The sequence below is a fragment of the Pseudomonas sp. S1(2024) genome (assembly GCF_046557535.1).
In genome coordinates, this window is record NZ_JBKGFP010000082.1 from 1 (window position 1) to 14,055 (window position 14,055).

16 protein-coding genes are annotated in these 14,055 nt (G+C 61.7%); 13 read left to right on the plus strand and 3 right to left on the minus strand.

What is annotated here, in order from left to right:
* Positions 1-85: 85 nt before the first annotated feature.
* The gene (locus tag ACLCGK_RS22510; RefSeq protein WP_038409345.1) at positions 86-961 is read right to left on the minus strand and encodes a universal stress protein; all 876 of its coding nucleotides are present in this window, start codon (positions 959-961) and stop codon (positions 86-88) included.
* 245 nt (positions 962-1,206) lie between these two features.
* On the opposite strand from ACLCGK_RS22510, the gene ACLCGK_RS22515 reads away from it, so the two are divergent.
* Positions 1,207-1,440 (plus strand): hypothetical protein, encoded by a 234-nt coding sequence (locus ACLCGK_RS22515; protein WP_054572896.1) that lies wholly within the window; start codon positions 1,207-1,209, stop codon positions 1,438-1,440.
* Positions 1,441-1,541: 101 nt separating this feature from the next.
* On the opposite strand, the gene ACLCGK_RS22520 is transcribed toward ACLCGK_RS22515, so the two are convergent.
* On the minus strand, positions 1,542-1,919 hold the full coding sequence (locus tag ACLCGK_RS22520; RefSeq protein ID WP_410952991.1) for a termination factor Rho: 378 nt from the start codon (positions 1,917-1,919) through the stop codon (positions 1,542-1,544).
* A gap of 289 nt (positions 1,920-2,208) precedes the next feature.
* On the opposite strand from ACLCGK_RS22520, the gene pstS reads away from it, so the two are divergent.
* The 11 genes from pstS to ACLCGK_RS22575 all read left to right on the plus strand — a co-directional run bounded on the left by pstS (position 2,209) and on the right by ACLCGK_RS22575 (position 12,578).
* Positions 2,209-3,240, plus strand: coding sequence for a phosphate ABC transporter substrate-binding protein PstS (pstS, locus tag ACLCGK_RS22525; protein WP_003259756.1), 1,032 nt, complete (start codon positions 2,209-2,211; stop codon positions 3,238-3,240).
* Between the two features lie 72 nt (positions 3,241-3,312).
* A complete protein-coding gene (gene pstC, locus ACLCGK_RS22530; protein WP_013972145.1) occupies positions 3,313-4,278 on the plus strand; it encodes a phosphate ABC transporter permease subunit PstC in 966 nt (321 codons plus the stop codon).
* Complete coding sequence (gene pstA, locus ACLCGK_RS22535; protein WP_015270023.1) at positions 4,278-5,171, plus strand: phosphate ABC transporter permease PstA; 894 nt, start codon at positions 4,278-4,280, stop codon at positions 5,169-5,171. The genes pstC and pstA overlap by 1 nt, the downstream gene beginning before the upstream one ends.
* A 75-nt stretch (positions 5,172-5,246) precedes the next feature.
* A complete protein-coding gene (gene pstB / locus ACLCGK_RS22540) occupies positions 5,247-6,008 on the plus strand; it encodes a phosphate ABC transporter ATP-binding protein PstB (RefSeq protein WP_031324478.1) in 762 nt (253 codons plus the stop codon).
* A gap of 93 nt (positions 6,009-6,101) precedes the next feature.
* On the plus strand, positions 6,102-6,800 hold the full coding sequence (locus tag ACLCGK_RS22545; protein ID WP_015270024.1) for a hypothetical protein: 699 nt from the start codon (positions 6,102-6,104) through the stop codon (positions 6,798-6,800).
* A complete protein-coding gene (locus ACLCGK_RS22550; protein WP_085719663.1) occupies positions 6,800-7,399 on the plus strand; it encodes a hypothetical protein in 600 nt (199 codons plus the stop codon). The genes ACLCGK_RS22545 and ACLCGK_RS22550 overlap by 1 nt, the downstream gene beginning before the upstream one ends.
* Positions 7,400-7,558: 159 nt before the next feature.
* Positions 7,559-8,113: a helix-turn-helix domain-containing protein gene (locus tag ACLCGK_RS22555; protein ID WP_013972148.1), complete on the plus strand. Its 555-nt coding sequence runs from the start codon at positions 7,559-7,561 to the stop codon at positions 8,111-8,113.
* Positions 8,114-8,140: 27 nt separating this feature from the next.
* Positions 8,141-9,487 carry a glutamine synthetase family protein gene (locus ACLCGK_RS22560; RefSeq protein ID WP_410952992.1) on the plus strand — a complete coding sequence of 449 codons (1,347 nt, stop codon included), beginning with the start codon at positions 8,141-8,143 and terminating at the stop codon, positions 9,485-9,487.
* 84 nt (positions 9,488-9,571) lie between these two features.
* Positions 9,572-10,345, plus strand: a complete 774-nt coding sequence (locus tag ACLCGK_RS22565; RefSeq protein ID WP_015270028.1) for a gamma-glutamyl-gamma-aminobutyrate hydrolase family protein — start codon at positions 9,572-9,574, stop codon at positions 10,343-10,345.
* Between the two features lie 71 nt (positions 10,346-10,416).
* On the plus strand, positions 10,417-11,775 hold the full coding sequence (locus tag ACLCGK_RS22570; RefSeq protein WP_102083680.1) for an aspartate aminotransferase family protein: 1,359 nt from the start codon (positions 10,417-10,419) through the stop codon (positions 11,773-11,775).
* Between the two features lie 248 nt (positions 11,776-12,023).
* Positions 12,024-12,578 (plus strand): helix-turn-helix domain-containing protein, encoded by a 555-nt coding sequence (locus tag ACLCGK_RS22575; RefSeq protein ID WP_054572893.1) that lies wholly within the window; start codon positions 12,024-12,026, stop codon positions 12,576-12,578.
* Positions 12,579-12,604: 26 nt separating this feature from the next.
* Here ACLCGK_RS22575 and ACLCGK_RS22580 read toward each other — a convergent pair whose 3' ends face one another.
* Positions 12,605-13,375, minus strand: a complete 771-nt coding sequence (locus ACLCGK_RS22580; RefSeq protein ID WP_038409357.1) for an SDR family NAD(P)-dependent oxidoreductase — start codon at positions 13,373-13,375, stop codon at positions 12,605-12,607.
* 158 nt (positions 13,376-13,533) lie between these two features.
* On the opposite strand from ACLCGK_RS22580, the gene ACLCGK_RS22585 reads away from it, so the two are divergent.
* Complete coding sequence (locus tag ACLCGK_RS22585; protein ID WP_038410392.1) at positions 13,534-14,055, plus strand: chalcone isomerase family protein; 522 nt, start codon at positions 13,534-13,536, stop codon at positions 14,053-14,055.

The following is a 14,055-nucleotide window of genomic DNA, read 5'->3' on the forward strand; positions in this document are numbered from 1 at the left end:
CAAGGCTGCTCCTACAAAACCTCACTTAACCAATGAGTCGCTTGTCCGCGAAGGACAGGCACGTGTCCTCCACATCACATGCATCTTATGGCGATACCAGCACATCGCACTGGGATTCGTTCAGCACATGCTTGGTGACGCTGCCTATCAGCAGCTCTTCAAGCGCGCTTTCCCCTTGCTTGCCAACCACGATCAGGTCGCATTCCAGCTCTTGTTCCTGCTCGGCAATCCGCCAGGCAGGGTCGCCATGCACCACGATTTGCCGAGCATCTGCCACTCCGGCGGTTTCGCTCAAGGCCGCGAGCTGCTGGACCGCATCCTTGCGGATGACATTGCGGTAGTGTGCAAGGGTGTCATGGTCGATGTGGGCGAAACGCATGCTGCCTTCGAACGGTGCTTCGTAAACATGCAACAGAATGATCTCGGCCTGTGGGGCAATGGCTTTTGCCAGTTCGATGGAGCGCAGTGACGAAGGCGAAAAATCAACTGCAACCAGCAAGGTCCGGTAGGCATCGCGTGGCGCCTGCTTGACCACCAGCAAAGGGCAGGGCATGCGGTTCAGCATCTTCTGCACCGTGGAGCCCAGCAGCAGGCGCCGCGCGACGCTCTGGCCCTTCGCCCCGCATACCAGCAGGTCGCTGCGTTTATCCTGCACCACACGGGTGATCTCCGTGGTCACCGAGCCATGCGCTACCTGCACGCCAGCGGCGATGTCATGGCGCTGGAACAGCATTGCAGCCAGTGCGCGGATTTTTTCGCCAGCGGTATCCAGCACGCGCTTCAGCAGATCATCACCAGGTGCGACCAGCTGCTTCAAGCGCTCGAAGGGGGCCGGGTTGGCAACGTACAGCAGGTCCAGCGATGCCTGCTGCGCCTTGCTCAGGTGCGCAGCGCGCTCTGCCGCGTTGCGGGCGGAGGTGGACAGGTCGGTTGCTACCAGTACGTGGTTCAGGTGGCTCATGTGGGACTCCTTATCCAAGGCCGCGCACAGTGCTCGATGGCGATGGCCTTGAGCACAATGCGCATGGCGGTTTTCGATTCGTTCCTTGCTGACAGCCATCGTCGCGCGAACCCGGCCCAGCGGCTTGACGTGCGTCAAGGGAGCACTTCGGCTGATAGGCTCGCAGGGCTATTGCGATTGTTTACATGAGTCAACTTGATGCTTTCCCGTAGCAGTACTAATACTAAGAGACTGCCGGGAGGGGGATGATCATGCAGACGCGCTTTGTTGTGGTTCCCGCTGTGCCGCTCAAGAAAGAGATTTACCCGCGTAGTCTTGGCTTTCCCGCAACGTTAGGGGAGGGCTATGACCTTTATGACACACAGGAAAAGCTGCGCCTGACCCTCAACTACCCCACACGTGCCGAGGCGGAATTCGTATGCGCATCCCGCAACAGTTGCCGGGATGCCGACACGGCGGATATCGCCGGGAATGGTTGATGCTGTGGCGGACACCGGCGTAGCCGGTGCCATGCATCACATTGCGTTCTTCGCGGGCACGCCCGCTCCCACAGGGATTGCGCCCGGTTCAGGGCTTGCGGTCATGCGTGCTTGAGCGCTTCCACCAACTGTGCCTTGGTCATGGTGGAGCGCCCTTTGATGTTTTTGCTGCGCGCTTCCTTCATCAGGCTTTGCTTGCTCTGGGTTTCCAGGGAGCTGCCCGATGTGCGGGAATGACCTTGGCGCGACTTCGCCGCCCGTTTGGCCGAGTCCGAGCGGGCAGTTTTCTTCTCGCTGGAGGATGTAGCCTTACCCGAGCCACCTTTCTTCTCGCCTCCACCGGACTGTTTGTTCACGGTGGCCCAGGCACGCGCTTCGGCCTGCTCTTTGGGCACGCCTTTTTGCTCGTAGCTTTCCTCGATGTGTTCGGCCTTGCGCTTCTGCATGTCGGTGTATTTGTCCTTGTCGCCGCGTGGCATGGCACTCACTCCCGTCTGGTTTACATGAGCGGTTGAATGCCGCGGCAACGCCCGAGTGCCCGGTAATCGACCAGCGGCGCCACGAAGCCTGCTGCCTGACGGAAGCAGTCATTCAACCGACACATCGAAGCCGTAGGGTTGAGACAGGAACCACTCCAGGGCTCTGGCCCCTGATGTTGCCGTGATGGCGCCGCCAGACGGCTCTACCGTGCGGCCTGCCATTCATCGGTCACAAAGCTGTAACATTGCTGCTGCAAAGTGTGCCGGCCATCACACGGAGCGCTTTTCGATGATACGCCTGATGAAATCTGCTGCACTCGCCGTTGCCGTTTCTCTTTGCGCCACTTCGGCATCCTTTGCCGCAGAGAACATCCGCCTGACCGGTTCCGGCGCAAGTTTCCCGGCACCGATCTACCTGACCTGGTTCAAGGCCTTCAGCAAGGAAACCGACGGTGTCACCGTTGACTACCAGTCCAAGGGGAGCGGGGCGGGTGTTCAGGACTTTCTGAACAAGACCGTCGACTTTGCCGCCAGCGACTCGGCAATGAAAGCCGAAGAAATCGCCAAGGTCGGCGAAGGCGTGCAGTTGCTGCCAATGACCGCCGGTGAAATCGTCCTGGCTTACAACCTGCCAGGCAACCCCAAAGGGCTGAAGCTGCCACGCGATGTGTACTCCAACATCTTCCTCGGCAAGATCACCCAGTGGAACGACCCGCAGATCGTCGCGGCCAACCCTGAGCTGAAACTGCCCGCCACCCCGATCACCGTGGTCGTGCGTGCCGACTCCAGCGGCACCACTGCGGTATTCACCAAGCACCTGTCGGCCATCAACGCTGACTTCAAGCAAGCGCTGGGTGAAGGCAACACCGTCAACTGGCCGGCCAGCGACAAGTTCATCAAGTCGCCGAAGAACGATGGCGTAACCGCCACCGTCCGCCAGACCCCAGGCGCCATCGGCTACATCGAATACGGCTTCGCCAAGCTGGCCAAGGTCGACTTCGCCCAACTGCAGAACAAGGCCGGCCAATACGTCGTGCCGAACGCCGAGAGCGGTGCCGAGGCGCTGGCTGCGGTGAAGATGCCGGAGAACCTGGTGGCCTGGCTGCCTGACCCGGACGGTGCCAAGTCCTACCCGATCACCTCCTACACCTGGATGATCTTCCGCAAGGACAACGGTAACCCGGCCAAGGCCAAGGCCATGCGTGAAATGGTCGAATACAGCCTGACCGAAGGCCAGAAGATCGCCGACTCGATGGGCTACATCCCGCTGCCAGCGTCGGTTGTCGATCAGGTACGCAAAGCGTCGGCCAACATTCAGTAACACGTCCAGGCGCTCCCGGTGTGGTCTGGCGGCCATGCCGGGTGTGTTTGCTCTCTGTCCCGGAACTTGCCCATGAACACTCCTTTTGCCATCCCGGCTAACCCCGACTCCGCGTGCCAGCCACCGTCTGCGAAAGACTTCCTGGTTGATCGCACCTTCCGTGCGCTTGCACGCATCGGTGTGGTGCTGGTGCTGGCGCTGGTCTTCGCGCTGGTCTACGAAGTGGGCCGCAAGGCACTGCCAGGCATCGAGAAGCACGGTTTTGACGTGCTGTTCGGCAGTGTCTGGGACGTCAACCAAGGCAAGTACGGTATTCTGCCAGCGATCTGGGGCACGCTCTACAGCGCCCTTATCGCCCTGTTGATCGCCGGTTTCTTCGGCGTCAGCATGGCTATCTTCCTGACCCAGGACTTCCTCCCGGCCCGGCTGGCGGCGGTGTTCCGCACCATCGTCGAGCTGCTCGCTGCCATCCCCAGCGTCGTCTACGGCCTGTGGGGGATCTATGTGGTCATCCCGGCCATTCGCCCGCTGACCACCTGGCTGAACAGCGAGCTGGGCTGGATTCCCTTTTTTGGTACTTCCCTGAGCGGCCCAGGGCTGCTGCCTGCCGCGCTGGTGCTGGCGATCATGATTCTGCCGACCATCGCCGCCGTTTCGCAGGACGCCCTGACCAGCGTGCCGATGAAGACCAAGCAGGCCGCCTACGGCCTGGGCGCCACCCACTGGGAGGCCATTCTCAAGGTAATGGTGCCATCGGCAGCCACCGGTATCTTTGGTTCGCTGGTACTCGGCCTGGGCCGTGCGCTGGGTGAAACCATGGCGCTGGCCATGCTGGTGGGCAATGCCAACAACATTTCCCTGTCCCTGTTCGCCCCGGCCAACACGCTGGCGGCCTTGCTGGCCCTGAACTTCCCGGAGGCCGGCCCGAACGAGGTCGAGGTACTGATGTACGCCGCACTGGTGCTGATGTTCATCACCCTGCTGGTGAACGTGCTCGGCTCGATGATCATGCTCTACGCCCAGCGGGGTAACAAATGATGACCAACCTCACCACCCCTGCAAACGCGTTGCCCAGCCTGCAGCGCAAGCTGGAAGGCCGTTCCCTGCGCAGCCTGTTGTTGACCACGCTGGCATGGTTCGCGGCACTGGTGGCCAGCGTGCCGCTGATCTCCGTGCTGTACATGCTGATCACTCGCGGTGGCGCACGCCTCAACCTGGAGGTGTTCACCGAGCTGCCACCCACCGGTTTCGAGATGGGCGGGGGCTTTGGCAACGCCATGGCCGGTACTTTCGTTATGGTCGGCATTGCTGCTGCCATCGCCGTCCCGGTCGGTATCCTGGCCGCGGTGTTCCTGGCCGAACTCGGCCCGGACAGCAAGCTGGCCAACACCGCGCGCTTTGCCGCCAAGATGCTCACCGGCCTGCCGTCGATCCTGGCTGGCGTATTCGCCTATGCCCTGGTGGTGATGACCACCGGCACCTACTCCGCGCCGGCAGGTGGTGTGGCCCTGGCGGTACTGATGCTGCCCATCGTCGTGCTGACCGCTGAAGAGTCGATGAAGATGGTGCCCAAGATCATGAAGGATGCGGCCTACGGCATGGGCTGCACCCGTGCCCAGGTGATCTGGAAAATCGTCCTGCCCACCGGCCTGCCGGCCATCCTGACCGGCGTCATGCTGGCCGTGGCCCGTGCCGCCGGCGAGACCGCGCCGCTGCTGTTCACCGCGCTGTTCAGCAACTACTGGATCCTGCATGACGGTGATCTGGCGGTCATGAACCCGACGGCCTCGCTGGCCGTACTGATCTACAACTTCTCCGGCATGCCATTCGACAACCAGCTCGAGCTCGCCTGGGCGGCCTCGCTGGTACTGGTGATGATCGTGCTGGTAATCAACATTCTGAGCCGAGTATTCGGCAAGCCCAAGTATTGAGAAAGGGAGCATCCGACCTTGAACGTATCCACTGCGCCAAAAGCCGCTCCCGTGGTCAGCGAAGCCCCCATCGTCATGGACTGCAAGCTGGACAAGATCTTCTACGGCAATTTCATGGCCGTTCGCGACAGCCATGTGCCGATCAGGAAGAACGAGATCACCGGTTTCATCGGGCCGTCTGGCTGCGGCAAGAGTACCGTCCTGCGTAGCCTCAACCGCATGAATGACCTGGTGAAGGGCTTCCGTTTCGAAGGCCATGTGCACTTCCTGGGCCAGGACGTCTACGGCAAGGGCGTCGACCCTGTGGTGGTGCGCCGCTACATCGGCATGGTGTTCCAGCAGCCCAACCCGTTCTCCATGAGCATCTTCGACAACGTCGCCTTCGGCCTGCGCCTGAACCGCTACAAGGGCGATATCGGTGACCGCGTCAAGCACGCGCTGCAGGGCGCCGCGCTGTGGGACGAGGTGAAGGACAAGCTCAAGGTCAGCGGCCTGGCCCTGTCCGGTGGCCAGCAACAGCGTCTGTGCATCGCCCGCGCCATCGCCACCGAGCCGGAAGTGCTGCTGCTGGACGAACCCTGCTCGGCACTCGACCCGATTGCCACCCGCCGGGTGGAGGAGCTGATGGTCGAGTTGAAGAAGGACTACACCATCGCCCTGGTGACCCACAACATGCAGCAGGCGATTCGTGTGGCCGACACCACCGCGTTCTTCTCGGTCGATATCTCCAAGGGCACCCGTACCGGTTACCTGGTCGAGATGGGCCCGACCACGCAGATTTTCCAGAACCCGCGTGAGCAGCTGACTGCTGACTACATCAGCGGCAAGTTCAGCTGAGGCCGCACGTGCCAAGGTGGCCGGGTGTTGCAGTCAGGAAGGCTGCAACACCCGGCCGCATTACCTTCCGTCAAGTGTTACCAGGGATTTCCAATGCCAGCGACGCGTCGTCTTGATCTGCCAGCGGTAGAGCGCGCACTGCGTGAGGTGCAGGCCCGCTTTGCCGAACTCAGCCAGCATTTCACCGAACCGCGCGATCCGTTTACCGACGAGGTGCTGCTGAATGTGGTTGAAGGCTATGCCCTGATTGACGACTATGTCGCCCGGGGTGTCGACCTTTTCGACCTTCAGCAACTGAACCTGATGCTGGAGATCAATGCCACCGTGCTGTGCGGCAGCGACCCGGCACGCAGGCTGGAGTTTGCCCCGCACCTGGCGGCGACCGAGGCGCACTTTTTCAACAACGTGGAGGGCGGCATCAAGGACCTCTACAACTGGTATTGCTCGTATGGCAGCGATTCGATCTGGAAGCGCGCGGCGGGTGTCTACGTTCGAATTCTGAGCAAGCCGCAGCTGTTCATCGAAGGCAACAACCGCACAGGGTCGCTCATTGTCAGCTACCTGCTGATGCGCGCGGGGTTACCGCCATTCGTGTTGTCGCTGGACAATGCCGAGGGTTACTTCAACCCATCCTCGGTCATACGCAACTCTGCCAAGCATGGTGTCAAGGCTTTGTACGAACTACCCAAGATCAAGAAAAAGTATGCAGCTTTCCTTGAAGCGCACGCGCCTGAGCCCGGCAAGTTCTTCCTGGGCGTCACATCCATGCCTGCGCGCGAGAGGTGCCGCTGATGCAAAGCTCTTCTCTGTTCCAACGCGGGCGGCAAGCCATCGAGCGCACGTTCAACCGCCCGCAGATACGCATTTCGTTCGATATCGACGACACGCTCGCCTGCCAGGCCGACCATGCCGCCGCCGAGGACAGCAAGCTGCCGGCGTTCATCCACCGCTGGTTGGGTGAACCCCTGCGCAGTGGCACGCGCTCGCTGATCCGCGACCTGCGCCGCCAGGGCTGCAGCATCTGGATCTACACCTCGTCGGGGCGCACACCGTCCTACATACGCCGTTGGCTGATGCTCTACGGTATCCGGGTCGATGGCGTGGTCAACAGTGACCGGCACCAGCATATCCTGGCCGTGAACGGGCTTGAGAATGCGCCTTCCAAGTTGCCGTCGGCCTTCGATATCGACCTGCATGTCGATGATTCCGAGGGCGTGCGGCTGGAAGGCGTCGACCACGGTTTTCGCGTGGTGGTGGTGTGCCCCAAGGATGAGAACTGGGCGCAGAAAGTGATGGATGCGGCGGTCGATGTCCAGGCACAGCTGGCCTGGCAGCAACCGCACCGCTATGAAATGCCGGTACGGCAGCGTTCGCAGGCCCTCGCTTCCTGAGGGCTTCAAGGTACTTTTCTCGTTACGCCTCTTCGCTACTTGTTGCCCCCCATACCTCCCTTCGCGGCTTCCCATTTTCAGCTTCGGCTTGACTCGTGAAATTTTTCATGTAATTTTTCATGAAAAATAACTCTAAAAATTTCACGGCAGTCTCAAACGATGAAGATGCACGAAGAGGTTGAAGCCCTCGCGATCCTTATTCACGACCTGCGCAAATTCAAGAACCTGACCCTGGGCGAACTGGCCGAGCGCATCAACCGCTCGGTGGGCTTCTTGTCCCAGGTCGAGCGCGGTGTTTCGCGCCCTACCGTGGCCGATCTCACCGCCATCAGTGAAGCGCTCGGCGTATCCACCGCGTACTTCTACAACCTGAGCAAGCCCCGCAGCGTCAGCTGGGTCACGCGCCCCCACGAGCGGCGCACGCTGTACCTCGAGTCGGGCATCACCGATGTGCTGGCTTCGCCCACCATCGGCGGCGCGTTCTCCATGCTCGACAGCCATCTCGAGCCAGGCGCCAGCAGTGGCGAGCTGTACCTGACTGACCGTTCCGAGCAGGGCTGTTTCGTGCTCGAAGGCGAACTCACGGTCTGGCTGGACCACGGCGACGCCGTGACCCTGCAGGCCAACGACTGCTTCCAGCTGCACCCCCACGCGCAGTTCCGTTACGCCAACCTGACGGAAAAAACCACCCGCGTGCTCTGGGTCTTCAACTGAATTCGTTCACCTCACAAGGACAAGAAGATGAGTGTCGTCTTTCCGGATCTGCTGACTGAAGTGCGCTCGTTCCGAGCGAAACACCCAGAAATACGTTATGTCGACCTGATTGCGCTGGATATTCCCGGGCACTTCTACGGCAAGCGCTACCCCATGGACATGCTGGAAAAAGTCGCAGCCGGCGCGCCGCTGAAGTTGCCGCAGAACTGCGTGTTGCTGGGCACCCAGGGGGGGCTCTATCCAATCGGTGACTACTGCTTCGCCGATGGCGACCCGGATGCCGCCCGCCGCCTGGTGCCGGGTACCCTAAGGCCGGTGCGCTGGGAAAAGGAACCGATCGCGCAGATGCTCATCACCTCTGACGGCACCGCCAACCCCATCGAGTTCGAGCCCCGTGAAGTGCTGGCCCGGGTGATCCAGCGCCTGGCCAGGCGCGGCATTCGCCCGGTGGTGGCCTTCGAGCTGGAGTTCTACCTGTTCGACCGCAAGCTCGATAACGGCCTGCCACAGTACCCACGCGACAAGGCGACCGACGACCACGACGACCAGCCGAACATGCACATCGAGCGGCTGTCGCGCTTTGCACCGGTGCTGCACGAGATGGTCGATGGTGCCAACGAGCAAGGCGTGCCGGCGAACGTCATCACCGCGGAGCTGGGCCCAGGCCAGTTCGAGATCAACTTCTCGCACAGCGACGATGCCATGAGCGCGGCGGACTGGTCGGCGCTGTTCTGCCGCAGTACCCGCAGTATCGCGATGAAGCACGGCTACCGAGCCAGCTTCATGAGCAAGCCGTACCTCGACGCGCCGGGCAGCGGCATGCACGTGCACGTCAGCCTGTACGACAACGCCGGCAACAACATCCTCGCCGGCGATGACCAGCGCAAGCTGCGCCATGCGGTGGCAGGGTGCCTGGAGTTGCTGCCCCACTGCATGCCGATCTTCGCCCCGAACCACAATGCCTACCGCCGTTACGGTGCCATGGTCAACGCGGCGAGCAAGGCCAGCTGGGGTTTCGAAGATCGCGATGCGTGTATTCGCATCCCCGAGTCCGACCCCCGCAACCTGCGCATCGAACACCGCCTCGCTGGGGCCGATGCCAACCCGTACCTGGTGCTGGCGGCCATCCTGACCGGGATGGAGCATGGCCTGGAACGTGGCGTCGAGCCCATTGCCCCGCTGAACGACAACCGCCAGAGCGGCATCGAGTTCCCCAAGGATGCCTTCAGTGCCCTGGCCGCCATGCGTCACCACCCGGAGGTCAACGCGGGCCTGGGCAGTGAATTCGTGATGGTCTACTGCGAAAACAAATACCAGGAGCAACTGGACTTCATGCGCCACATCGATGCCCGCGAATACCGCTGGTTCCTATAGGTGCCGGGGTCGGGGCAGCGCCGCTGCACCCTGCCTTTCTACCGTTTCAATACAACGCGCAATATGGATTTGCCGGAGGAAGATATGCCACGTGTGCCCGTTATCGGCATTACCGCATGCACCAGCATGATCGAGCTGCATGCAACCCAGACCATCAGCGAGAAGTACGCGCGCGCGGCGGCCAAGGCAGCGTGTGGGCTGCCCATCGTGATACCCAGCCTCGCAGACCTGATGGACAGCGCCGATATTCTCGACGTGGTGGATGGGCTGATCTTCACCGGTTCGCCGTCCAACATCGAACCGTTCCACTACAACGGACCGGCCAGTGCAGCGGGCACCCATCACGATCCGCTGCGTGATGCCACCACACTGCCACTGATGCGTGCGGCCATCGCCGCCGGAGTGCCGGTGCTGGGCATCTGCCGTGGTTTCCAGGAAATGAACGTGGCGCTCGGTGGCACCTTGCACCAGAAAGTGCATGAGACCGGCATGTTCATGGACCACCGCGAAAGCAAGGGTGAGCCCATCGAAAAGCAATACGGCCCGCGTCACGCCCTGCATATAGAGCCCGGCGGCATGCTCGACCGCATGGGTTTGCCGGCGGTTATCGATGTCAATTCCATCCACGGCCAGGGCATCGATGTACTGGCCCCCGGGCTGAGGGTGGAGGCGCTGGCACCTGATGGCCTGGTGGAAGCTGTTTCGGTCGAGAACAGCAAAGGCTTTGCCCTGGCCGTGCAATGGCACCCCGAGTACCAGGTCATGGACAACCCGCATTACCTGACCATCTTCCAGTCCTTTGGCAAGGCCTGCCGGCATCGCTCGGTACTGCGCCAGATGCTGTTGAAGACCGCCTGACAGCGATTTTTCCCAATTACAAAAAAAAGTACCTGCGCAGCACGGCTGCGCAACTTGATGGAGTGAAGTCAATGAGTGAGCAGAATTCGCAGACCCTTGCCTGGCAAGCCATGAGCCGCGACCACCACCTGGCCCCGTTCAGCGATGTTCGGCAGCTGGCCGAGAAAGGCCCGCGCATCATCACCTCGGCCAAAGGTGTGTACCTCTGGGACAGCGAGGGCCACAAGATTCTCGATGGCATGGCGGGCCTGTGGTGTGTGGCGGTGGGCTATGGGCGCGATGAGTTGGCCGACGTCGCCAGCCAGCAGATGAAGCAGCTGCCGTACTACAACCTGTTCTTCCAGACCGCGCACCCGCCCGCGCTGGAACTGGCCAAGGCGATCGCCGATGTGGCCCCGCAAGGCATGACTCACGTGTTCTTCACCGGCTCTGGCTCCGAAGGCAACGACACCGTGCTGCGCATGGTCCGCCATTACTGGGCGCTCAAGGGCCAGAAGAACAAGAAGGTCATCATCGGCCGCATCAACGGTTACCACGGCTCCACCGTGGCCGGCGCGGGCCTGGGCGGCATGAGCGGCATGCACCAGCAGGGCGGGCTGATCCCGGATATCGTGCATATCCCGCAGCCATACTGGTATGGCGAAGGCGGCGACATGACCGAGGCCGACTTCGGCGTGTGGGCGGCCGAACAGCTGGAGAAAAAGATCCTCGAAGTTGGCGTGGACAACGTTGCCGCCTTCATCGCCGAACCGATCCAGGGCGCTGGCGGGGTGATCATTCCACCGCAGACCTACTGGCCGAAGGTGAAGGAGATCCTGGCCAGGTACGACATCCTCTTCGTCGCTGACGAAGTGATCTGTGGCTTCGGCCGTACAGGCGAGTGGTTCGGTAGCGACTACTACGACCTCAAGCCCGACCTGATGACCATCGCCAAGGGCCTTACCTCCGGCTATATCCCCATGGGCGGCGTGATCGTGCGAGATGAAGTGGCCAAAGTCATCAGCGAAGGCGGCGACTTCAACCACGGCTTCACCTATTCCGGCCACCCGGTGGCGGCTGCGGTCGGCCTTGAGAACCTGCGGATCCTGCGTGACGAAAAGATCATCGAGCAGGTGCACGACAAGACCGCGCCTTACCTGCAACAACGCCTGCGCGAGCTGGCTGACCACCCGCTGGTAGGCGAGGTACGCGGCCTGGGCATGCTCGGTGCGATCGAGCTGGTGAAGGACAAGGCCACCCGCGCGCGCTATGAAGGCAAAGGTGTCGGCATGATCTGTCGCCAGCACTGCTTCGACAACGGCCTGATCATGCGTGCCGTGGGCGACACCATGATCATCGCGCCGCCGCTGGTTATCAGCATCGAGGAGATCGACGAACTGGTGGAAAAAGCCCGCAAGTGCCTGGACTTGACGTACGAGGCTGTTCGTTAAGGGAGGAGCCCTGGGACTGCTGCCAGTCAGTTGAATTGTTTGGGGCCGCTTTGCGACCCTTCGCGGGCACGCCCGCTCCCACAGGTTCGGCGCCGGGTTCAGGAGAAGCGCGATCTCTGTGGGAGCGGGCGTGCCCGCGAAGGGCTGCAAAGCAGCCCCAAGATCGCCATGAAGCATCTTGCTTTGTGAAATGAATCATGTACTTTTCAGGGCATCAATTTTTCCCATCCGAAAGTCGCGATTCAATCATGAAAGTGCACGAAGAGATCGAAGGCCTGGCCGTACTGATTCGCGACCTGCGCAAGTTCAAGGGCCTGACACTGGGCGAACTGGCGCAGCGCATCGGCCGTTCGGTGGGCTTTCTGTCCCAGGTCGAACGGGGCGTATCCCGCCCAACCGTGGCCGACCTCACGGCTATCAGCGAAGAGCTCGGCGTCTCCACGGCCTATTTCTACAAGCTGGACCAGCCCCGCGAGCTCGAGTGGGTCACCCGCCCTCACGAGCGTCGTACCCTTCACCTGGCCGGTGGCATCACCGATGTGCTGGCATCCCCCACGATAACGGGCGCGTTCTCCATGCTCGACAGCCACCTGGAGCCGGGGGCCAGCAGTGGCGAGGAGTACCTGGACGACAGCTCGGAGCAGGGCTGCTTCGTGCTCGAAGGCGAACTGACCGTCTGGCTGGATGGCGGCGAGCCGGTAACGCTGCGCGCCAATGACAGTTTTCAGCTGCAACCCCACGCGAGCTTTCGTTACGCCAACCTGACAGACAAGCTCACCCGCGTGCTCTGGGTATTCAGCTGAGAGGGGAATCCAGGCTGGCTCTGGAGTCACCAGGCAATCGGTGTCCCGTCCCACGCCCAGAATGTACCGCTCTGTTCCGGGCCGTGTCGGCTCACCAGCGCTAGAATGCATGTCGCCGCAAACGCCGGCGAGAACAGTTTTCCTGGCGCCACATTGCCCTGAAAGGGTTGGGAAAGGCGGGTGTCGGTGGTCCCGGGATGCAGCAACAGTACCGTGGAAGCGGGGTTCAGTCGCTTGAGCTCGATGCTCGCGGTACGCAGAAGCTGGTTGAGCGCCGCCTTGCTGGCGCGATAGCTGTACCACCCGCCAAGATGATTGTCGCTGATCGACCCGACCCGCGCCGACAGCGCCACATAGGTCATCGGTTGCTGTCGCAACAAGGGCAGCAAGTGCCTGAGCAGCAGCACAGGGGCGAAACAGTTGGTCGTGAAGCTGGCCAGCAGCCCCGCCATATCCAACTGTGTCAGCGCTTTTTCGGCCCGTGCGGGTGGCGCTTGCAGCACGCCAAGCGTGCAAAATACCAGGTTCAAGTGGTTGCAGCAGGCTCCCACCCGCGCCGCCAGTGTTTGCAGTGCCACTTCGGAACAAGCGTCGCAGTCGATGCGAACCAACTGTCGTGGGTGCTCGGCAAACAAAGCATCCAGCGCAGGGCTGCTGGTGGCATGTCGCGAGACGGCAAACACCCGTCCGATGTCGTCGCGCGCCAGCAGTTGTGTGCACAGTGCAAGGCCGATCCCCTGGCTGGCTCCGCAGACCAGCACGTTGGCGGGGGTATGAAGGTCATTGATAAGGCTCACTGAACTGCCTCCTTTGCCGGCCCCGACGCTGGTATGCCTCTGTCACTGGCTCTGCCGAAACAAGGCCCTGAGACCTGCAAGTAAAAGTTGTACAACCTCATAAAAAACTGTACATAGTTTCTAATATTGTACAGGTATTTCACGTGCTCGAGGTCAGTATGGGGCACACGACTCGTTGGGCCTGGCTTTGCCTGCTATTGACTGCCCTGTCGGAGGCGGCGGACTGGCGAGCGGAGCTGCCGGCAGCGCAACGGCTGGGCGTCGGTGAGTTCAGCTGGTTTGGCTTGCGCCTTTACACCGCACAGCTATGGGCAGCAGGTCCGGTCCAGGACTGGAACCGGCCTTTTGCCCTTGAGCTGGCCTATCACCGAAGCCTGTCCAGGGACACGCTGGTACAGGCCAGCCTCGAGGAAATGTACCGCCTGGCACCTGAAAACGTGACGCCGCAGCGGCGCGCGGCGTGGTCCCAGGCCATGCAGCAGGCGTTTGTGGATGTACGGCCAGGCATGCGCATCACCGGCTTGTACATGCCGGGGCAGGGCTGCCGCTTCTACGTCGATGGCAAACTCAGCCGGGCGGTCGCCGACCCCGTTTTTGCACGGGCGTTCTTCGCCATCTGGCTCGATCCGCGGGCCAGGGATCAACAACTGCGTCAGCGTCTGCTGGGAGGCATGCCATGA